Source organism: Sphingomonas sp. So64.6b, from assembly GCF_014171475.1.
GTDB classification, from domain to species: domain Bacteria; phylum Pseudomonadota; class Alphaproteobacteria; order Sphingomonadales; family Sphingomonadaceae; genus Sphingomonas; species Sphingomonas alpina_A.
Window position 1 is genome coordinate 1,288,986 of the sequence record NZ_CP048817.1, and the last position, 19,557, is coordinate 1,308,542.

The 19,557-nt window shown below is 62.0% G+C and carries 22 protein-coding genes; 4 read left to right on the forward strand and 18 right to left on the reverse strand.

Translation table 11 applies throughout. The features are described from left to right. Positions 1 to 2: 2 nt before the first annotated feature. The 13 genes from cysN to G4G27_RS06220 all read right to left on the reverse strand — a co-directional run bounded on the left by cysN (position 3) and on the right by G4G27_RS06220 (position 13,008). Positions 3 to 1,925: a sulfate adenylyltransferase subunit CysN gene (gene cysN, locus G4G27_RS06160; protein WP_183112526.1), complete on the reverse strand. Its 1,923-nt coding sequence runs from the start codon at positions 1,923 to 1,925 to the stop codon at positions 3 to 5. Further along, the gene (gene cysD, locus G4G27_RS06165; RefSeq protein WP_183112527.1) at positions 1,925 to 2,827 is read right to left on the reverse strand and encodes a sulfate adenylyltransferase subunit CysD; all 903 of its coding nucleotides are present in this window, start codon (positions 2,825 to 2,827) and stop codon (positions 1,925 to 1,927) included. The genes cysN and cysD overlap by 1 nt, the downstream gene beginning before the upstream one ends. Before the next feature lie 69 nt (positions 2,828 to 2,896). Then, positions 2,897 to 3,115 (reverse strand): hypothetical protein, encoded by a 219-nt coding sequence (locus G4G27_RS06170; RefSeq protein WP_183112528.1) that lies wholly within the window; start codon positions 3,113 to 3,115, stop codon positions 2,897 to 2,899. Between the two features lie 75 nt (positions 3,116 to 3,190). Then, positions 3,191 to 4,432: an N-succinylarginine dihydrolase gene (locus tag G4G27_RS06175; RefSeq protein WP_183112529.1), complete on the reverse strand. Its 1,242-nt coding sequence runs from the start codon at positions 4,430 to 4,432 to the stop codon at positions 3,191 to 3,193. Continuing rightward, a complete protein-coding gene (locus tag G4G27_RS06180; RefSeq protein WP_183112530.1) occupies positions 4,432 to 5,448 on the reverse strand; it encodes an arginine N-succinyltransferase in 1,017 nt (338 codons plus the stop codon). Before G4G27_RS06180 ends, G4G27_RS06175 begins: the two co-directional genes overlap by 1 nt. Then, a complete protein-coding gene (locus tag G4G27_RS06185; protein ID WP_183112531.1) occupies positions 5,445 to 6,653 on the reverse strand; it encodes a hydrolase in 1,209 nt (402 codons plus the stop codon). The genes G4G27_RS06180 and G4G27_RS06185 overlap by 4 nt, the downstream gene beginning before the upstream one ends. A gap of 57 nt (positions 6,654 to 6,710) precedes the next feature. Beyond that, the gene (locus tag G4G27_RS06190; RefSeq protein ID WP_244624576.1) at positions 6,711 to 7,622 is read right to left on the reverse strand and encodes a DUF481 domain-containing protein; all 912 of its coding nucleotides are present in this window, start codon (positions 7,620 to 7,622) and stop codon (positions 6,711 to 6,713) included. 190 nt (positions 7,623 to 7,812) lie between these two features. Beyond that, positions 7,813 to 9,342, reverse strand: a complete 1,530-nt coding sequence (locus G4G27_RS06195; RefSeq protein WP_183112533.1) for a terminase — start codon at positions 9,340 to 9,342, stop codon at positions 7,813 to 7,815. A 7-nt stretch (positions 9,343 to 9,349) separates the two neighbouring features. Beyond that, a complete protein-coding gene (locus G4G27_RS06200) occupies positions 9,350 to 9,838 on the reverse strand; it encodes a helix-turn-helix domain-containing protein (protein ID WP_183112534.1) in 489 nt (162 codons plus the stop codon). A gap of 152 nt (positions 9,839 to 9,990) precedes the next feature. Next, on the reverse strand, positions 9,991 to 10,194 hold the full coding sequence (locus G4G27_RS06205; protein ID WP_183112535.1) for a hypothetical protein: 204 nt from the start codon (positions 10,192 to 10,194) through the stop codon (positions 9,991 to 9,993). A 148-nt stretch (positions 10,195 to 10,342) separates the two neighbouring features. Further along, the gene (locus tag G4G27_RS06210) at positions 10,343 to 11,557 is read right to left on the reverse strand and encodes an MFS transporter (protein ID WP_183112536.1); all 1,215 of its coding nucleotides are present in this window, start codon (positions 11,555 to 11,557) and stop codon (positions 10,343 to 10,345) included. 57 nt (positions 11,558 to 11,614) lie between these two features. Next, positions 11,615 to 12,559: an AraC family transcriptional regulator gene (locus tag G4G27_RS06215; protein WP_202049668.1), complete on the reverse strand. Its 945-nt coding sequence runs from the start codon at positions 12,557 to 12,559 to the stop codon at positions 11,615 to 11,617. A 143-nt stretch (positions 12,560 to 12,702) separates the two neighbouring features. Then, positions 12,703 to 13,008, reverse strand: a complete 306-nt coding sequence (locus G4G27_RS06220) for a hypothetical protein (RefSeq protein ID WP_183112538.1) — start codon at positions 13,006 to 13,008, stop codon at positions 12,703 to 12,705. Between the two features lie 383 nt (positions 13,009 to 13,391). Here G4G27_RS06220 and G4G27_RS06225 point away from each other — a divergent pair, with 383 nt between their 5' ends. Further along, complete coding sequence (locus G4G27_RS06225; RefSeq protein ID WP_183112539.1) at positions 13,392 to 14,066, forward strand: DUF5343 domain-containing protein; 675 nt, start codon at positions 13,392 to 13,394, stop codon at positions 14,064 to 14,066. Further along, complete coding sequence (locus tag G4G27_RS06230) at positions 14,059 to 14,544, forward strand: TIGR02391 family protein (RefSeq protein ID WP_183112540.1); 486 nt, start codon at positions 14,059 to 14,061, stop codon at positions 14,542 to 14,544. Before G4G27_RS06225 ends, G4G27_RS06230 begins: the two co-directional genes overlap by 8 nt. 321 nt (positions 14,545 to 14,865) lie before the next feature. On the opposite strand, the gene G4G27_RS06235 is transcribed toward G4G27_RS06230, so the two are convergent. The 4 genes from G4G27_RS06235 to G4G27_RS06250 form a co-directional block, all read right to left on the reverse strand. Then, on the reverse strand, positions 14,866 to 15,393 hold the full coding sequence (locus G4G27_RS06235) for a hypothetical protein (RefSeq protein ID WP_183112541.1): 528 nt from the start codon (positions 15,391 to 15,393) through the stop codon (positions 14,866 to 14,868). Then, positions 15,351 to 15,737 (reverse strand): hypothetical protein, encoded by a 387-nt coding sequence (locus G4G27_RS06240; protein ID WP_183112542.1) that lies wholly within the window; start codon positions 15,735 to 15,737, stop codon positions 15,351 to 15,353. The genes G4G27_RS06235 and G4G27_RS06240 overlap by 43 nt, the downstream gene beginning before the upstream one ends. 3 nt (positions 15,738 to 15,740) lie before the next feature. Beyond that, a complete protein-coding gene (locus G4G27_RS06245; RefSeq protein WP_183112543.1) occupies positions 15,741 to 16,205 on the reverse strand; it encodes a hypothetical protein in 465 nt (154 codons plus the stop codon). A 146-nt stretch (positions 16,206 to 16,351) separates the two neighbouring features. Next, complete coding sequence (locus tag G4G27_RS06250; RefSeq protein WP_183112544.1) at positions 16,352 to 17,095, reverse strand: NAD(P)H-dependent oxidoreductase; 744 nt, start codon at positions 17,093 to 17,095, stop codon at positions 16,352 to 16,354. A gap of 86 nt (positions 17,096 to 17,181) precedes the next feature. Between G4G27_RS06250 and gcvA the strand changes: the two genes are divergently transcribed. Beyond that, on the forward strand, positions 17,182 to 18,093 hold the full coding sequence (gene gcvA, locus G4G27_RS06255) for a transcriptional regulator GcvA (protein WP_183112545.1): 912 nt from the start codon (positions 17,182 to 17,184) through the stop codon (positions 18,091 to 18,093). A gap of 45 nt (positions 18,094 to 18,138) precedes the next feature. Here the strand turns inward: gcvA and G4G27_RS06260 are convergent, their stop codons facing one another. After that, complete coding sequence (locus G4G27_RS06260; protein ID WP_183112546.1) at positions 18,139 to 18,507, reverse strand: nuclear transport factor 2 family protein; 369 nt, start codon at positions 18,505 to 18,507, stop codon at positions 18,139 to 18,141. 118 nt (positions 18,508 to 18,625) lie between these two features. Here G4G27_RS06260 and G4G27_RS06265 point away from each other — a divergent pair, with 118 nt between their 5' ends. After that, the gene (locus tag G4G27_RS06265; RefSeq protein ID WP_183112547.1) at positions 18,626 to 19,507 is read left to right on the forward strand and encodes a LysR substrate-binding domain-containing protein; all 882 of its coding nucleotides are present in this window, start codon (positions 18,626 to 18,628) and stop codon (positions 19,505 to 19,507) included. The last annotated feature ends 50 nt before the right edge of the window (positions 19,508 to 19,557 follow it).

The following is a 19,557-nucleotide window of genomic DNA, read 5'->3' on the forward strand; positions in this document are numbered from 1 at the left end:
GGTCACAGATCGGGACTCCATACGCCCATGATATGCTCGACGATGCGTTCCGCCGCCGCTTCTGGGCTCTCGCGCACCGTATCGATGCGAATGTCGGGATTGACCGGCGCCTCATAGGGGCTGGAGATGCCGGTGAAATTGGCGATCGCGCCGCTGCGGGCCTTGGCATAAAGCCCCTTCACGTCGCGCGCTTCGGCCAGCTCCAGCGGGGTATCGACGAACACCTCGACGAATTCGCCATAGGGCATCATGCCGCGCACCAGGTCGCGCTCGGCACGGAACGGCGAGATGAACGCGGTGAGTACGATCAGCCCGGCATCGGTCATCAGCTTGGCGACCTCTCCGACGCGGCGGATATTCTCAATCCGGTCGGCATCGGTGAAGCCGAGATCCTTGTTGAGGCCGTGGCGGATATTATCGCCGTCGAGCAGGAAGCTGTGGCGGCCAAGCGCATGCAGTTTCTTCTCGACCAGATTGGCGATGGTCGATTTGCCCGACCCGGACAGGCCGGTGAACCAGAGCAATTTGGCGGTCTGGCCCTTTTGCGCGGCATGCGCGGCGCGGGTGATGTCGATCGCTTGCCAATGCACATCCTGCGACCGGCGCAGCGCAAAACTAAGTGTGCCCGCCGCGACGGTCGCATTGGTCAGCTTGTCGATCAGGATGAACCCGCCGAGATCGGTCGAGTCCGCATAGGGTTCGAACACGATCGGCCGGTCGGTATAGACCTCGGTCACGCCAATATCGTTGAGGCCGAGCGTCTTGACCGATAATTCGGCGAGCGTGTTGACGTCGATCGCGTGGCGCGGCTGCTGGATCGTCGCGCTGACCGTCTGCGTCGCGAGCTTGAGCCAATAGGCGCGGCCGGGCAGCAACGGCTCTTCCGCCATCCATACCAAAGTCGCCTGGAACTGGTCGGCCACTTGCGGTGGCGCATCGGCGGTGACGATGACATCGCCGCGCGAGCAATCGATCTCGTCGGTGAGCGTCAGGGTCACCGACTGACCGGCCATCGCTTCTGAAAGGTCGCCATCCATCGTGACGATGCGCGCGATGCTGCTGGTGCGGCCCGAGGGCAGCACGCGTATCTTGTCGCCCGGCTTGATCGACCCGCTCGCAACCAGCCCGGCGAAACCGCGAAAGTCGAGATCGGGACGATTGACCCATTGCACCGGCATGCGGAACGGGCGCGCCCGCGCCGCATCTCCTTCAAGATCGATCGTCTCGAGATGTTCGATCAGCGCCGGGCCGGTGTACCAGGGCATCGCGGTCGAGCGGCTGGCGATATTGTCACCGGCAAGACCCGAAAGCGGGATCGCCGCGAAAGCTTCGATGCCGATCGAGGAGGCGAATTCGCGATAATCGGCGACGATCTCATCGAACACGACCTGGCGGTAATCGACCAGATCCATCTTGTTCACCGCCAGTACAATGTGCCGGATACCAATGAGATGCGCGAGGAAGCTGTGGCGCCGTGTCTGGGTCAGCACGCCCTTGCGCGCGTCGATCAGGATCACCGCACAATCGGCGGTCGATGCGCCGGTGACCATGTTGCGGGTATATTGTTCGTGACCCGGCGTGTCGGCGACGATGAACTTGCGTTTCTCGGTTGCGAAGAAGCGGTAGGCGACATCGATCGTGATGCCCTGTTCGCGCTCGGCGGCGAGGCCGTCGACCAGCAGCGCGAAATCGATATTCTGCCCCTGCGTCCCCACGCGCTTGCTATCGGCCTCGAGCGCGGCAAGCTGGTCCTCGAAGATCATCTTCGAATCGTAGAGCAAGCGCCCGATCAGCGTGGATTTTCCGTCATCGACCGAGCCGCAGGTGATGAAGCGCAGCAGCGACTTGCGCTGATGCAGCGCGAGATATTCGGTGATGTCCGATGCGATGAGATCGTCGGGCCGGAAGGAGGAAACGGTCGCCATCAGAAATACCCCTCCGCCTTCTTTTTCTCCATGCTCGCGCTCTGATCATGGTCGATCGCGCGGCCCTGACGCTCGCTTGTAGTGGTCAGGAGCATTTCTTGAATCACTTCGGGCAATGTCGCCGCGCTACTCTCGACCGCGCCGGTCAGCGGGTAGCAGCCAAGCGTGCGGAAACGGATCGAACGCTCGACCGGCACTTCGCCGGGGCGCAACCGGAAGCGGTCGTCATCGACCATCAGCAGCAGCCCGTCGCGCTCGACCGTCGGGCGTGGCGCGGCGAGATAGAGCGGGACGATCTCAATGCCCTCGGCAAGGATGTACTGCCAGATATCGAGTTCGGTCCAGTTGGACAGCGGGAAGACGCGGAAGCTTTCGCCCTTCGCCTTGCGCGTATTGTACAGCCGCCAGAGTTCGGGGCGCTGGTTCTTCGGGTCCCAGCGTTGATGCGCGGAACGGAAGCTGAAGATGCGCTCCTTGGCGCGGCTCTTCTCCTCGTCGCGTCGCGCGCCGCCGAATGCCGCGTCATAGCCGCCGGCTTCGAGCGCCTGTTTCAGCCCCTCGGTCTTCCACAGATCGGTGTGCAGGCTGCCATGATCGAACGGGTTGATCCCGCGCGCCTCGGCGTCGGGATTCTTATGCACGATCAGCTTCATGCCGGCATCGGCTGCGGCACGATCGCGCAGCGCGTACATGTCGCGGAATTTCCACGTCGTATCGACATGGAGCAAAGCGAAGGGCGGGGGGGCCGGGAAGAACGCCTTCTTGGCCAGATGCAGCATCACCGCCGAATCCTTGCCGACCGAATAAAGCATCACCGGGCGCTCGGCCTCGGCGACCACTTCGCGCATGATGTGGATGCTCTCGGCTTCGAGGCGCTGAAGATGGGTGAGGGACGAGTTCATTGACGCCGCAGATAGTGGCGAATTGCTGCCGTGCGATCAACTTATGCTGTTGGGCCTTAAAGCTGAGGGTCAGTCGGCCTGTTGCCGCTCGATCGAATCGAGGACTCGCGCCCCCGCCATGAACACCGCGATCGGGCAGACCGAGAAGAGCAGCCAGCCCCCGAAGCCGGGATATTGGTGCAGATAATGCTCCCCGCGTTCGACCGCGCCCATGCCCAGGCCGTAGATGACCAGAAAGGCCTCGAACTTGGTCTTGATGACGAACAGCTTGGCGAATTTGGTCCACATGCCAATCGTCAAGCAAGCTGCGGACCAATGGCGGAAATGCGCGGTTTCGTTTTAACAAATATGGTTACCTGTTAATTAATCCGACAGTCCAAGCGCCTCGAGCAGTGCCTCGCGCGCGCGCTCGATCGTGGCGATCAGCGCCGGATCGGCGATCATGGCGGAATCGATCCGCTCGGGCCAATGTGCCTCGACCACCGCGGCGATGCGGTCGAGCCTGGCATTGTCGACGAGGAAGCGGGGGTCGACCCTGGCCGGGTCGCACACGACGCGCAGGCGCAGACAGGCCGGGCCGCCGCCATTGGCCATCGACTGGCGCACATCGACCACTTCGAGATGGCGGATGGGGCCATTGCCCGCGACCATTTCCTGCAGCCAGGACCACACCGCGGCGTTCTCGCGCGCTTCCTCGGGAAGGATCAGCGCCATGCCGCCCGAGGGCAAGGTGACGAGCTGGGCATTGAACAGATAGGATGAGACCGCGTCGGCTAGGCTAACTCGTGCGGCCGGGACCTCGACGATCTCGACCTCGGGCAGGCGCTCGCGCAATTCCTGGTAGAAGCTTTCCTTATCCTCGAATGCCAGTTCATGGGCGAACAGGACGCGCTCGTTCGCGACCGCCACCACGTCGTTATGGAACGCACCGGCGGCGATCGCGGCTTCGGATTGCGCGACGAACAGGGTGCGCGCCGGATCGAGCCGGTGGCGGCGCGCGACGCTCGCGCTGGCTTCGCGGTGCTGGCGCGCGGGGAAGGGGCCGCCCGAGACGCCATAGACGAACACTTCGACGCCGGGCGCGCCATGCTCGGCGCAGAGCCGCATATGGTTGGCCGCGCCTTCGTCGCCGAACGGCGCGGGAACCGGGCCGTGAACCACGAAAGCGGGATCGGCGAATGCCACGCGCAACTGGGCGAGCGTGCCCGCCCATTCATGGCTGCGATGCGGCATGGTCACGAGATTGGCGACGCTGAGATGGCAAAGGCCATCGACGGTGTCGGGCGCCGGGGAGACGGTGGCGGCATTGGCCGCCCACATCGCCGAAGCGGACAGCGCCTGCGCCTGCAGATGCGGTGCGGCCTCGGCATAGTTGGTCGCGAGGCTGTCCAGCCAGTCATGATCGGGGCGTACCAGCGGCAGCAATATGCCCTGAGTCAGGCCAAGCGCGATATTGGCGCGCATCTTGGCGATGCCCTCCAGCGCCGCAGCGCGCGGTTGCGATACCTTGCCCGCATTATTGGTCGCGGCGAGATTGCCCGGGCTGAGGCCGGCATAATTATGGCTTGGACCGATCAGGCCATCGAAATTGATTTCGGTCAGCATCACACCCGCCCCGCATAGCTGACCGACGCGTCCGGCCCGATATCGAGCGCCTTTGCACAGGCCGGGTCGATCGCGATGCCGTCGCCGCTGGCACGAATACGGGCATGCGAGCAGCGGAAATCGGCGAGACGGCCGGTCGCGACCAGCGCCTGATCGCCGCCGTCCTCGTCGACCGCGGTGACCTTCGCCGTCACCGCCTCGCGGATCGTGCGGACATTGTCGGTCTTGGTGGTCATGGTCGGGCCGCCGTCGAAAATGTCGACATAACGCTCATAGGCGAAGCCTTCATTCTCCAGCATGCGCATCGCGGCACGGCCGGAGGGGTGCGGCAAGCCGATCGCGGCGCGCGCGCTTTCCGACAGCATCGCGGTGTAGATCGGATGCTGCGGGAACAGGTCGGCGATGAATTGGTGGCCGTGGATCGCGTTGAACTGATCCGCGTCCTGGAAATTCATGCCGAAGAAACGCCCGGCCAGCCCGTCCCAAAAGGGCGAGCCGCCGGCTTCGTCGATGATGCCGCGCAATTCCGCCAGGATGCGGTCGGCGAAACGCGCGCGATGCTGGGCGATGAACAGATAGCGGCTGCGCGCGAGCAGCATGCCGAGCCCGCCAGCGCGCTCGCCGGGGTGGAGGAACAGGCCGCCAACCTCGCTCGCGCCTTCGAGATCGGTGGTCAGCGCGAGATTTTCCGCATGGAAGGTCCGGTTGAGTTCCTTGCTGTGTTGCGACAGCGTGCTCAATCGATAGCTGTAGAAAGGGAAGCGCTGACCGACCTGGCTGAACAACTGGCAGGTGCCGCGCACTTCACCGGTCTCGACATTTTCGAGCACCAGCACGAACAGATCGTCGCCGAGCTTGTCATCGTCACGCGCAAAGGCCTGATTGCTGCGATCGAGCTTGGTCTGCAGCGAGGTGCGGTCGGGCGGCAGATTGGTGAAGCCGCCGCCGGTCAGCTTGGCCATTTCGTACAGGGCCTGAAGGTCGCCATCGCCGGCGGCGCGGATGCGAAAGCTCATGATAGTCCCCGTTCGGCAATGCGCATGATGGTCAGCGCGGACAGCGCGGCGCGCTCGGTCAGGCTGTCGATGATAAGGAATTCGTCCGCCGAGTGAATCGCGCCGCCGCGCGCGCCCATCGTGTCGACCACCGGCACGCCGCAGGCGGCGATGTTGTTGCCATCGCACACGCCGCCCGAATGTTTCCAGGCGATGTCGAGGCCGAGATCGGCGCCGCTGCTTTTCACCAGCTCGAACAATTTGGCCGCGCCGGCGTCGATCGGTTTGGGCGGACGGTTGAAGCCGCCATGGACCTCGATCTGCACGTCATGCTCGGCCGCGACCATCGCCACCGCGCTGTCGATATGCGCGCGCGCTCGCGTAATTTCGTCGAGCGTGGCGGGGCGGAAATTGACTCGCAGGATGGCGAGGTCGGGCACGACATTGTTCGGCCCGCCGCCCTCGATCCGTGCCGGATTGACCGCGAGACGCGGGCCGCGCGCGGCGGCCAGGCGCAAGGCGATATCGGCGGCGGCGACGATCGCGTTGCGGCCCTCCTCCGGATTGCGCCCGGCATGGGCGCTGCGGCCGCGCACGACGATCGAGAAATTGCCCGTACCGCCGCGTGCACCGGCCAGCGTGCCGTCGGGCAAGGCGGGTTCATAGGTCAGCGCGGCCAGCTTGCCGCGCGCCGAACGCGCCAGCAGATTGGCGGACGAGAATGACCCGGTCTCCTCGTCGGAATTGATCACCACCTCATAACCGATCCGCTCGCGGAGCGGCGATGCCTCGACCGCTTTCAATGCGGCGAGCATCAGCGAAAGGCCGCCCTTCATATCGGCGACGCCGGGGCCATTGACCGTGCCGTCGTCGCGAAAGGTCAGCTTCTGGAACGGGTGATCGATCGGATAGACCGTGTCCATATGACCGGTGAACAGCATCTGCACCGGCGCATCGGGGCGCACGGTGAGGTGGAGATGGCGGCCATGGTCGAGCGGCGAGACGATCCCGTCGCTGCCCACGCTTTCGGCCGGTTCGGCCTCGACCATGTCGATTTGCCCGGGCAGTGCCGAAAACGCATCGGCGAGGTTCGCCGCGATCGCCGCCATCCCCGCGAGATTGCGTGTGCCGCTGTTGATCGCGGCCCAATCCTCGACCTGGGCGAGCATCGGCTGTTGGTGGATCAGGTCGATCGCGGCGGTTTCGGCGGGGGACAGTCGGTTCATCGACAGCGTGTTAGCCGCCTGATGCCCGATTTGAAACCGGGGCGGGCGACGATGCGATCAGAAGCTGTAGACGAGCGAGGCGCGGCTGGTCGTGTCGGTGCCGACGCGCCCGACCGGCGGCATGCTTTCATATTGCACGCTGTACGACAATTTGGCGGCAAGCGGGCCGATCAGCCTGGCGTTGAGCGCGGTCGTGCCGGTCACGCTGCTGTTGTAATGCTGGACATAGGCGGAGGCGTCCTGGCTGAGCGTCAGGCCCTTTGACAGCTTCCAGTCGAAGTCGAGCGAGCCGCGCGCGGCCACGCTGCTCTCGACCGTTGCGTCGGTGAAATTGGTGTGGCGAAAGGCCGGGCCAAGCTCGACGTCGAGCGTCATGGCCGGACCCTTGATCGCGCTGTAGCCGGCGCCGAGCGATGCGGAATAGCGGTCGGTATAACCGAGGAACCGGTCGCTTTCATATTGCGCCGCGCCATAGACATAACCGCGTTCGGAGAATTTGAAATTGGGTTCATAGGCGGCGAGATAATGTTCGCGGCTGACCAGTCCCAGGCTCTCCTGATAATCGGCGGCGAGGCGGACCTTGTGGCGCCAGCGCACGGTTTCGCGCTGCAGGTCGAGCGCGCCGCTGATGCCGATATTCTCGGTGTTGCCGGTGGTCAGATAACCGCCGATCTCGGCGCGGCCCTTCCACAGATCGAACGGCCCCGCCTCGCGCAGCATCTCCACCGCCTTGGCGCGGCGTTCGTTGCGCCAGCCATCGGCGACCGCGGCGATCGCATCGGCGCTATCGGGGGCGGCGGCGCGGGCATATTTGACGATCGTCGCGACTTCGCCTTCGTTGCCGGACGCGATCGCTGCATCGAGCATCGCCTTTACCTGGGGCGGGATCGACGCCGGATCGGCATTGCCGAGCAGCAGTGGGGCGCCGAGCAGGAGCGGGACGGCGAGCAGGGTGGGGAGGATGCGCACCGATTGTACATAGCGTCGAAAGCGTCTTTGCGGAACTGGTTGCGCTAACATAATATCGTCGGTCCGGGTCATTTGGTCGCGGGAATGATCATTCATGCCGTCCTTATATGGCTTTAATAAGAATGGGACGCGGGCGCGCGGAGTCCTCGTCGGACGGCTCACTTAACTCCTCCCCCTGCGGGGGAGGAATTTAGGTTTGCCCGTCATCTCTGAGATCCTTGTACAGGCGTTCGCATTCCTCTTCCTCGGTGAGGGGGCGCTGACGCGGTTGGGGGTCGTTGGGCCAGTAGAGCGTGTCGCGGGGCATGACCGGGGCGGCGAAGGTGAGGGCGAGGGCGTCGGCGTCATCGGGCGAGGCGAGGCCACGCGCCTTCATATGTTCCTTCTTCTCAAGCAGGATCTCGGCGTCGTTGGCATAACCATATTCGACGCCGGTCAGGTCGGTCGCCAGTGCATCGTCGTCGGGGATCGCCCCGTTTTCCAGCCAGCCGCGCATATTGATCCACATTTCGGCGCGCTTGTTGGCGGTCTGGACCCGCATAGCGCCCGACCAGGTGGCGTCCGCGCCTTTGCTGCCGAACCAGACTTCATGGACATTCTCCACACCGAGCTGGCGCAGGCGATCGACCACGGCTGCGCCGACACTGCCGGCATCGACGAAGATCGCATCGGGGCGATGGATCTGAGCCTGCAACGCGACATCGCCGGCCAGCGTCATCGCATCGGTCTTGAACCAGCGCTTCCACGGCCGGCTGCGCGCGTCGCGGCCGCAGCGGATCGCGAGCGTCGAATGATCGTCGCCGAAGCGCGCGCAATCGAGCCCGAAGATGAGTGGTTCGGTCGGCAGGTTATGGAAGTCGCGCACCCGGGCGGCATCGACCAGGTCGCTGGCGATGAACTGCATCGAGGACGCGGATGGGAACTGGCCGCGGACACGGACCTTCACGATGTCGCTGTCGACGCCATAAGTCTCGATCAGTTCGTCGAGATAGGCTTTGTTGGTGCCCTCCACCGTGCGGCTGTCGATTTGCGCGGTGTTCCACAGATGGCGATGCGCGCCGAAGCATTCGCGGAACGGGCCGGAATTGCTGGTCGGATTGCCGAAAGCGAGGAAGATGATCTCGGTCTGCTCATCGGTCAGCGCACCGAGTGCGACCTCCCACACTTTGGCCGGGATGCCGCTGGCTTCGTCGAACACGAGGATCAGGCGTTTGCCCTGATTGTGGAGGCCGGCAAACGCCTCGGTATTGGTCAGGCTCCAGGTGACGAGGTCGGCGCGCCAGCTTTTGTCATGACCGGGACTGGTCGAGACGAGCGCGGTCGCGCCGACCCGAAACCAGTCGCGGGTGAGCGAGAGGTTGGACCATTTGGCGAGCTCGGGCGCGGTCTTGGTGAGCAGCTGGTTCTCGGTATTGGCGGTGACCACGATGCGCGTGTCGACGCCGGTATCCAGACCCCATTTGATCAGCATCGCAATCAGTGCGGACTTGCCGATGCCGTGACCCGAGGCGCGGGCGATGCGGCAGGGGGTGAACTGGGTGGCGGGGTTTTGAAGGTGTTCCCCGATCGCTTCCATCACCTCGCACTGCCATTCGCGTGGGCCAGTGACGCCTTTGAGCACGCCTTCGCCCCAGGGGTAGGCGAAGGCGGCATGGCCGAGCGGGTTATGCCTGAAGTCGGGCATCTGCGCGGCGAACGAGTCCGTGGAAGAGGTGTCCATCGCGCGGCTATTCCCGCGCTTGATGGTGCGGTGCTTGACGAAGTCGCGACCCTGCGATTCTGTCGACCCGCTCCATTGCCTTGCGGATTTCCTCGGCGATATTTTTCTCCTCCTCAGGCGGCGGCATGGGGCGAGCCCAGATGCCGGGGCGGCGGGCGCGCAGCCATTGCAGCGCGGCGGTGGTATCGGCACGCACTTCGCGCTTGTAGCGGACGATCACCGGCTCCTCGGCGCCGGTCGGGTGATAGACGCGCACCGCCTCTTCTTCGTAGCCGATCGCGCGCTCGTACAGTGCACGCTCGACACGATCGTCGGCAACGTCTTTGCCCAGCTTGGTCGCCTCGGCGAACTCAGGGTAAGCGGCACGCCAGCGGAAGATGGTGCTGCGTGAGACGCCGAACACAGCGGCGAGTTCGCGATCGGTCAGGCCCTGGGCGTAAAGCTCTTTCGCCTGGCGGACATAAGCGGGTTTGAAGGTTGAAGGACGTGTTTCCATGCTTGCTGGATAGCGGGGGATGCATGGGGTTTGAATCGAGGCGCTGGGTGAAGTGCGGTGGGAGATATGGGACACCGGTTGTCGCGTATTCTTGGTGCGACCAATCTTTCATATATCGTTATATATCAAACAGTTAATTGTGTGCGGCGAGCCTATGAGAAGGCGGCGCGTTTTACGAGTTTAGGGGTTAAGTAAACTGTCACCGAAACTTTGCTCACCTCGTCGCGCCAGCCGTTATCTGCCGTATCTTCGGCGACAATGATCGCTTTGAAGGGCGGGAGCGAAAGCCTGGGAAGGGGCTCGCCGCTCATCAAATGGACATAGCTCGCAGCGCTCATCGTGAGATCATAGCGCACGCTTTCGTGCTGTCACCCTGCGGCTGCGGCCAATTTGGCGGCAATGCACTCATCCCGCCGGTATCGTTGACTCGTAGCGGGCGTCGTTCCGCTAATTAGCGCAAGTCACCATCACAGCAGGAGGCGCTCGGCTTTTTACTTGGCGCCCTTACGTTCGGCGCTGAAGCAGCGCCAGAACGACGGTGGATGCGGCAAGGATGGCGGTGAGGGTCAGTGGCGCGATGGCGCCATAGGTGTCGACGGCATAACCTCCGACCACCGCGCCGATCGTGATCGCAACCTGGAACGAGACGACCATCAAGCTGCCCGTCGCCTCCAGTGCGTCGGGCGCGGCGCGGGACAGGTTGGTCGGCAGCACCACCGGCGCCATGCCGAACGCGAAGCCCCACAGCGTCACGAAAATGAAGGCGATCGCGATATGCGCGCCCGCGAGCACCAGGGCGAGCGCCGCCAGCCCCATCAGCGCGCTGGTGGTCACCAGGGCCATGCGGATATTCGCGTCGGCCAGGCGGCCACCGGCGACGTTACCGACCACGGCGGCGATGCCGAACCCGAGCAGCGCGAGGGCGATCGGAACCGTCGGCAGCAGCGTCACCTGTTCGAGGAAAGGACGCACATAGACCGAGCCCGCGAAATGCCCGGTCATCAGCAAGACGATGGCGAGCATGCCGAGTTGAATGCCGCGCCGCCGCGTCAGGCGCAGGACATCGGCGAGGCTGTTGCTGGTGGTCGCGGGCAGAGTCGGGAGGCTCAACGCCTGCAGCAGCATGGCGAGCGCGGCGAGCCCCGCGGTCATCGCCATGGCGACGCGCCAACCCAGCCAGTCGCTGATCAACGCGCCCAGCGCGGGCGCGGCGATGGTGGCAAGCGAGACGCCGAGCGTGACGATCGCCATGCCCCGGCCGATCGAATTGACGCCGGCCACCCGCGCCACGACCGCGACCGACAGCGCCCAGAAGCCGCTGAGCGCGATGCCCAGCCCGGCGCGGCCGAGCAGCAAGATCCAGAAATCGGTCGCCAGGGCGGCAAGTATGTTGGAGGCGATCGCCAAGGCGCTGAGACCGACCAGCACGGTCTTGCGGTTCAGCCGGCCAATCAGCACATTGCTGAACAATGCGGTTACCGCGCCGACCGACGCGGTGGCGGTGACGACTTGTCCGGCCACGCCCTGACTGACGCCGAGATCGCGCGCCATCGGGGTCAACAGGCCGGCGGGGAGGAATTCGGCCGAGACCAAAGCGAAGCTGGCGGCGGCCATCGACAGGACCGCGAACCAGGTCGCCATGTCCCATGTCTCGGCGGCTGCGGGGGTATCGCCGTCTGCTACTGCGCCATCGAGTTGCAGGGCTATCGTGTCCGACATGAAGAACCTCCTGAATGGGGGCCCTACATAGGTGTGCGCCTTCGGATTATCTGTATCCTATAATCCGAATTCCATGTCAGTTCGTCCGGAATTTGTGCGCCGCACAACGCCCGGCGAGACGCGGGTGATGCGTTTGAAGGCACGGGCGAACGACGCCTCGGACTGATAGCCCAGGCGGCCGGCAACCTCGGCGACCGACAGCGCGCCCTGGCCGAGCCATTCGCGGGCAAGCTGCATGCGCAGGCCAGCGAGATAGCGCGCCGCGCCCTCGCCGAGCACCGTGCTGAAGCGTTCGGCGAAGACCGAGCGCGACTGGCCGGCCAGCGCGGCGAGGGTTTCGAGCGTCCAGCCATGGCCGGGGTCGCGGTGCATCGCCGCGAGGGCGCGGCCGAGATGCGGGTCGCGGATAGCGGCGAGCCAGCCGGTGGTCGAGCTGCCGGTGCAATCGACCCAGCAGCGGATCAGCCGCGCGGTGAGCAGATCGGCCATGCGCGACAGGATCGTGGCGCTGCCCATGCGCGGTTGCGACGCCTCCGCAGTCATCGCCTCCAGCAAGGGGCCGATGATCGGGTCGCTGGCGGCGACGTCGCAGCCCTTGATCAGCGGCGGCATCAGGTTGATCAGGGGGTGAAGCGCATAGGCGTCCAGCGCCATCGAGCCGCAGAAAAGCGTGCTGGTCGCGCCGGTTCCTTCGCGCACGACCTCACAGACATTGCCGCCCAGCCCGACCACCTGGCATTCCTTGAGGCAGTCGTTGACGACATGGGGCGAACTGGCCAGCCGGTGCGCGATGCCTTGCGGCAACAACACCAGATCGCCGTCATTCAGTTGCTGCCAGCCCTGTGCCTCGGTGTGGATGAAGCATGGCCCCCTGCTGACGAAGTGAAAGCGCAGCAGGTCCTGACGCGGGAAGCCGATGCTCCAGGGGTGCCGGAGTTCGCAGCGGCCATAATTGACGCCGCTCAGGCGGAAGTCCTGCAGGACCTGGCTGAGTGGGTCCATTGCGACTGGGGGTGGGGAGGGGCTGGACGATGGGGTGGGCATTTGGGTGATTTATGTGCCGGGCGTCCGGATGGCAACTGGGCAGACTGTGTTTAGGGGATAAGTAAGCAGCCACCGTAATGCTGCTGTCGTAATCTGAGTGGCTAGCGGGGTCCGATGTATCGGAACAATAGCCGGTCAGCATAGCCGGTCTGAGGGTGCGGCACTACGACAACTTCGACGTTCTTGCTGCCGAATGCGGCATCGAGTACCTCAGTTTCGGTCATCTTCAATTCGCCGGAGATCCTGAGAAGCGATCGCTGCCCGCGATCATAGCCAGCAAGTTCATCCTTCAGATACTTGTTGAGGGCCCATCTGCGCCGCCAAACCCGCCAGACAAATATCACCCATAGCCACATTGCTACGACTGCAGTCGCCACCGAAGCGATGTGATCTAAAAAATCGAGCATATCTTCCCCCATACAGGTCGAGATTTTTCACTCAGAATGTTAACGACCCTATCGGGTTGCTCGCTCGAGAGCGTTCGGTGCCGTCTATCCTTGGCGTCGTTCACTCGTCGGATGAATTCTGAGCCCGTTTACGACGTTTTTGCTGTATCGTCGCGTCGCATTAAACCTGTCTTAGACGACGCCGACGTTCACGCCAGCCCTACTAAGAGACAACTTGGAACTGAACGTACTTTCGCGTTTGCCTAGATTGCGCGGAAACTGCCGGTCGGGTTCTGCCCCTTTCGTTGCTCGGCCTTTAACGCGGAAGCATTCCCTTCTGCGTCAGTCCAATATATTAGGCCTCCAATGCGCTTGGGGGAACGGCGCGACTTTAGGGGGTTAACATGGCATCACACCCGTACATTTCCGGTCCCGGGAATATTGCGCAGATGATTGGATATTTACGGAAGAATTTTCCGGCTACCGTCACTTCTGATACGGTCAAGAAGTATTCGATTGCTCCGAACAACGAGAGTTACGTTATCAATTCACTTCGTTTTATTAATATTATTGACGAAGAAGGCAAGAGAACATCCAAAGGACACGATGTATTCCTGCTCGGAGACGAGGAGTTCTCAAAAGCATTCGAAGTATTAGTGCGCGAAAGTTACGCAGATTTGTTTGAATTGCGGGCTGATGATGCTTGGACAATGACCAAGAGTGAGCTCACGTCGTATTTTCGTGCTACCGACAAGACTAGCGAGCTAATCGGCAGCCGGCAGGCGTCTGTGTTTATCATATTCCGCGGGCTGGCGGGTCACGAGCAACCTGCAGAGAAGTCTGTGATGAAGACGATTACAAAATCTAAATCGGTCAAGCCTAAAGCCTCGCCGACTAAGGTTGCCAAGACTCCCGATATAATGGTGAATGGCGGTAGCGCAGCGGAGACCATCGGCGGGAAGTCTGCGCGAGATATGGCACTGACGGTCCGGATTGAAATAAACTTGCCAGCGAACGGATCACAAGAGACCTACGATAACATTTTTAAAAGTATCCGGGCCAACTTGATCAATGAGTAAAGCACTGAGGGCCTTCGAGAAGATCGCCCGATTAGCCGGCGATTTAAGTACGGAGCGCTGCGATCGAGAGGAGCAGTCGCATCCATTCGATGAACGGAATATCCACCCTGATATCAGTCACGTAAGCCTCAAGCTGTTCGACAACGGTCATTATTCCCAGGCAACGTTCGAGGCGTTCAAGCTTGTCGATATCAACGTGAAGAAGTTGTCTGGAATTAATGAGAGCGGCTTCAAATTAATGATGGCTGCCTTCGCTGAGGCCAACCCGAAGATCAAACTTACCGCGCTCGCGACGCAGAGTGAGATTGATGAGCAGTCCGGCTACAAGTTTATCTTCGCTGGTGCTATGTCTGCGATCCGTAATCCCCGCGGTCACGACATAAACATCGATCCAATTGATCGTTGCCTTGATCATCTCTCTTTCGCCTCTGTTTTGCTGAGGAGGCTTGAGGATAGGGATTCCGAAACTCTATCTTGATGGATTTTCGAATGGCTACAGAGCCCACGTCCGACGACATCATGGCTACCGTTAAGGAGTCGGGCTATCTTATGGAGCAAGAGGTTGCCACGTTACCCTAGCAACGCGGGCTGCATGTGCGAACCAGCGTAGCATTTGGGGATCGGGCGAAGGGAAATCACGCGAGATCGATGTTACGGCCGTTAAGTGCGTAGGTCAGCATTACGGTACATTACGGTGATACGTACAACAACTCCCTTACTTCGGGTGCAGCGTGAAAGGCGGTTTGCAAGTGTCACCGAAATTCAATTACGGAGGCTCTCGATTAACAACCGCCGCGGGTTATAAGTAGGCTGCGGCAGCTTTCCAAGGGATTATCGCGAGCGACTGCGCGATATAGACCGCCATAAATATCCATGGGACGACCCGTTCCACTTGGTGAAAGGGTCGATGACGCTGGCCGTCCAAATCGGGATCAAGTTGGCCCCATTCATCGTGAAATGGTTGCTCGACGAGTCTCTGTTCAAGGTCGTTTATAACCTTAAACTTGGCTTGATTAAGCGTCTTGTAGCTCAGGATATTGATGATCCATACTGCGCAAATCGCGATACCCGCGACGGAAATGACGATGACATTTAACGCGCGGGGCTGGAGGGTGCCGAGGTAAGCGGAGCCGCCGACCAAGAGGGTGTTTACAGACAGGTAGAAGTTATTAGCGGACTGCCGACGTTGGCTGACTCGATCGGACATCTCGACCAGAAGCTTATAGATTTCGAGCCGCTCCGTCTTGGCGCGATCTGTTTCAGGTGGAGGAGAGGTTTTTAATGTCAAATGCGATTCAGAAACGCTGAGATATTGGGCCAGGTCCAATCGTACACCGCGACTCCCTGCAACTCTACGGGTAGCGAGTAAGGGCGGTTGTCCTGTGTCGCGTACATACCGATTAACGGAATCCCTTCCTCCCGGGCAGTTCTGATCTCGAAGAGTTGACCAGTCGCCTGTGCAGTATTCCGCGTTACAAACGCTATCATGCCATCGCAGCCCTTGATTCGGGCGCGACAACGATTGCGCCAGTCCGTCTCCCACGGCTGCTTCACAGACATATCAGTCCATTCAAATGGCGTGCGTTGATTTGCCGCTTGCCCGACGAGCCGATCCCGGGCCCATTTATCCTCAACCGCAAATGCGATGAAAACACGATGATGCTTTGCCATTTCTCAATCCACCGAAATGTTGCCGATAGAAAAACCGTCAACTCTCGAAATTCTGCCTCGCCAGAGCATGCCGGGCTTGACCGGAAATACACTTTGGCCGGGATTCAGATAATATGCCTCCCGAAGGTGCAGATAGCTGGCGAGCGGTTCAACCCAATCATCGCTCGCGTCTTCCGGTTTTTCATACAAAGCTGCGTTTTTAGGCCAATCCTCTCCTAGCGTGTCATAGATGTCCCCTTCTTTCTTGGAAGCGCCAGCGATAAGTTGGCCAAGCTCCTTGAAATAAGTCTTGCCGCCGATCAGCATTCCGGAAACAACCTGGCCGGAAATCGTCAGAGTGACTCCAATTTCAACGCCTTGGTTGATAATGTTTTCAATTATATGTGTCAGGAACCAATCTTGATTCCCAACTATATCTGCCACTTGAACGTCAGTACTGTTATCGTCCTCGCCAACTTCGTTTGCCATATTATCACCCTCCCCGTATGCTTGGGAGCATAATATGATTGAGCCCCGCCGCAAGAGCCGTCTGGCCAGTTGCGGTGGACAGGTGCAACAACTCTTAATTTGGAAGTGAAGCGTGAAATAATTACGGTGGCACGTGCAACAACGCCTTACTTCGGAGATGTGGCGAAAAAGGGGGTTGTCGAGGGCTGGCCCCCAGCCCGACGGTTCGCCAGCAGCGTTCCCACCAGGTGATCGACGGCCGTTTCCGCCGCCGCGATCGATGCGCTTAATCGATCGTCGCCGAACTCGTCATATTCGATCGCAACGGTATCGCTGTCGTTGAGCCCGATATAGGCCAGCGGCACCTTCAGGCCCGCTTCGACGAGGTTCATCGCGGCAAGCCGGCCGCCTTCGCCATAGCCGAAATCACCGCGCGCGGTGAGGATGACCAGCCGCTTGCCGGGCGGCAGCATCGGCCAATAGGGTTCGCCGGCGCGTGCCCGATCGAAGCCGAAGGTCATACCGACGCGCACGATATTGTCGATCCACGCCTTGAGCTGCGCCGGCAGCCCGAAATTATACATCGGCGCGCCGATGACGACGAGATCGGCGGCAATGAGTTCCGCCGTCAGCCGGTCGCTCTGCGCCAGCACCGCCCTTTGGCCTGCGTCGCGCCGGGCCGGCGGACAGAAGGCGGCGGCGATCCAGTCTCCGCTGACCGGATCGGGCGGTGCGCCGCCGACATCGCGATAGGTGACGACATCCAGCGGCCGGGATTCGGACCAGCGGCGGATGAAGCGCCGGCTCAGCCGCCGTGTGTGCGAGCCATGGCGGTCCTGCCCGGACAGGCCGGGCCGCGCGCTGGCGTCGATATGGAGAAGGCGGAATGGATTGGGTGTCTCGGGATTCATGACGTAATTCGATTCATCTGTTATGGATGTCGCTCATTGGATTACCGGCACCGGGAGGCGCGTGACGAACGCGAATTGCTCAGCTGATGAATGAACTGACCTCATCCATGTTGCGTCATCGGCGGTTGCCGCCGCTCGCGGCGCTGCGCGCCTTCGAGGCGGCTGCGCGGCATCTCAGCTTCCGCAAGGCGGCCGAGGAGCTGGCGGTGACGCCGACGGCGATCAGCCACCAGATCCGCCTTTTGGAGGAGGTGCTGGGCATGGCGCTGTTCGTGCGTCAGGTGCGGCGCGTCGGGCTGACCGAGGCCGGGCGCCGGCTCTATCCGACCTTGCGCGACGGCTTCGATGCCTTTGCGCAGGCGATCGCGGACCTGTCGCCGCAGCGCCGGCGCAAGGCGGTGACGCTGACCGCGACGACATTGTTCACCGCGCGCCGCCTGCTGCCGGCGCTCGATTCATTTCGGTCGGATCATCCGCAATTCGATTTGCGCCTGCACGCGTCGGACGAACTGGTCGATCTGGCTTCGGGGGTTGCCGATATTGCCGTTCGTTATGGAGCGGGGCCGTTCAACGGGCTGGTGGCGGAGCCGCTGCTGTCCGAATGTTTCGGGATCCTGTGCAGTCCGGGCCTACAGCTCTCCAGCCCGGAGGATTTGAAACGCGCCACGCTGTTGCATGTGGAATGGAGCCGGCCGGATCTGGCGCCCGACTGGCGGCGCTGGGCGAAATTGGCCGGTATGGCGGACCTCGCGGTCGAGAAAGGGCCTCGCTTCAACCATGACGGGCATGTGCTGCAGGCGGCGGTCGCCGGGCATGGGGTGGCTATCTCCAGCCTGGTGCTCGCGGCGCCGGAGATCGATGCCGGCCTGCTGGTCCATCCCTTCGGGCCGGTGATCGAAGGCGAGACCTATCATGTCGTGGCCACGCCGGAGAATATCGCCTGCGCGGATGTACAGGCGGTGCGCGACTGGTTGAAGGCGACGGTTGAAGTGCGGTGAGCGGGGGACAAATGCGATCGGCCTTGTCGTTCACCCGGACGACGATCAGGTTGTGGACGTCATGACTTTCTGAACGATCCGCCACGTTCCATCAGCCTTCAGGCATGACAGGATGTCGGTGAAATGACGTGAATGTATCCGCAATCTCAGTTTCAGGAATGCGAGATCGCTTTCGACATCGATCAATATGATCCGGTCGTCGCGCTCCATACCCGATTGCTTTGGCGCGGTCAGCGTACGGACGGTCGCCAGCCATGCCGCGATAGGTGTCACGCTCACCTTGCCATCGTCGCCGACCTTTGTGACGGCGCTCGATGGATGGAATACCGACGCGAATTTGTCGGCGTCCATTTCGTAGGCGGCATCGAAATAGGTTTGCGCCAGCGCGCGCAGGGCATGATCGTCGGTATTCATTGTGCCAGTCTCCGCTGCTCGGCCTGCGCGACCTCGCTTCTCGCGGACCCTAGCGAGGCGGGATTTATGAGACTAGGCACGTAACCTGGCAAAGGATGATGAGTCGAATTCATAGATCATGAAAAACGACCTGAGCGATCTCGCGACGTTTGCCGTGGTGGCCAGCGAACGAAGCTTTACCCGGGCGGCGGCAAAGCTGGGTGTGTCGCAGTCCGCGCTGAGTCATACGATCAGGAAGCTTGAGCAGCGGCTCGGGTTGCAGCTTCTGGCGCGGACGACCAGGAGCGTCGCGCCGACCGCCGCGGGGGCCGCCCTGCTGCAGGATTTGTCGCCGGGGCTGGAGCAAATCGCGCATGCGCTGGACAAGGCCCGAAGCATTCGGCGGCAGCCCGCGGGACGCCTTCGGATCGTCATGTCACGATCGGCCGCGGTGATGGTCCTGCTGCCGAAGCTTGCGGCATTCGCCGAGGCCTATCCAGACATCATTCTCGACGTGGTGACCGTAACCGGCCCGGTCGACCTTGTCGCAGGCGAGTTCGATGCCGGGATTCAGCTTGGCGAGTATATCCAGAAGGACATGATCGCGATGCCGGTCACGCGGGATTTGCGATTGACGGTGGTGGGATCGCCGCATTATTTCGTGTCACGACGCATCCCGCAAAAACCAAGGGACCTGAGCGACCATCGCTGCATAACGCTGCGCCTGCCCAGCGGTCCCTATCGATGGGAGTTCGAGCAGGGGCGAAAGTCGGTCACGGTCAATGTGAATGGCCCGCTGATCATCGACGACACTCATCTGGTGATTCAGGCGGCACTCGCCGGAGCCGGTCTCGGGCTCGCTTATGAAGACCAGGTCGCGGACTATATTGCGAAGGGTCAGCTCGTTCGCGTGCTTGAGGACTGGACGCCGCCGATCGCGGGTTTCTTCATCTATTATCCCAGCCGCCGGCATCAGCCCGCCGCGCTGTCCGCGCTGGTGAATTCGCTGCGGCTTTCCTGACCGGGGCCGATCGTGCCGCCGCGGCGAGAGCGACAATGGCGGCCGTCGCT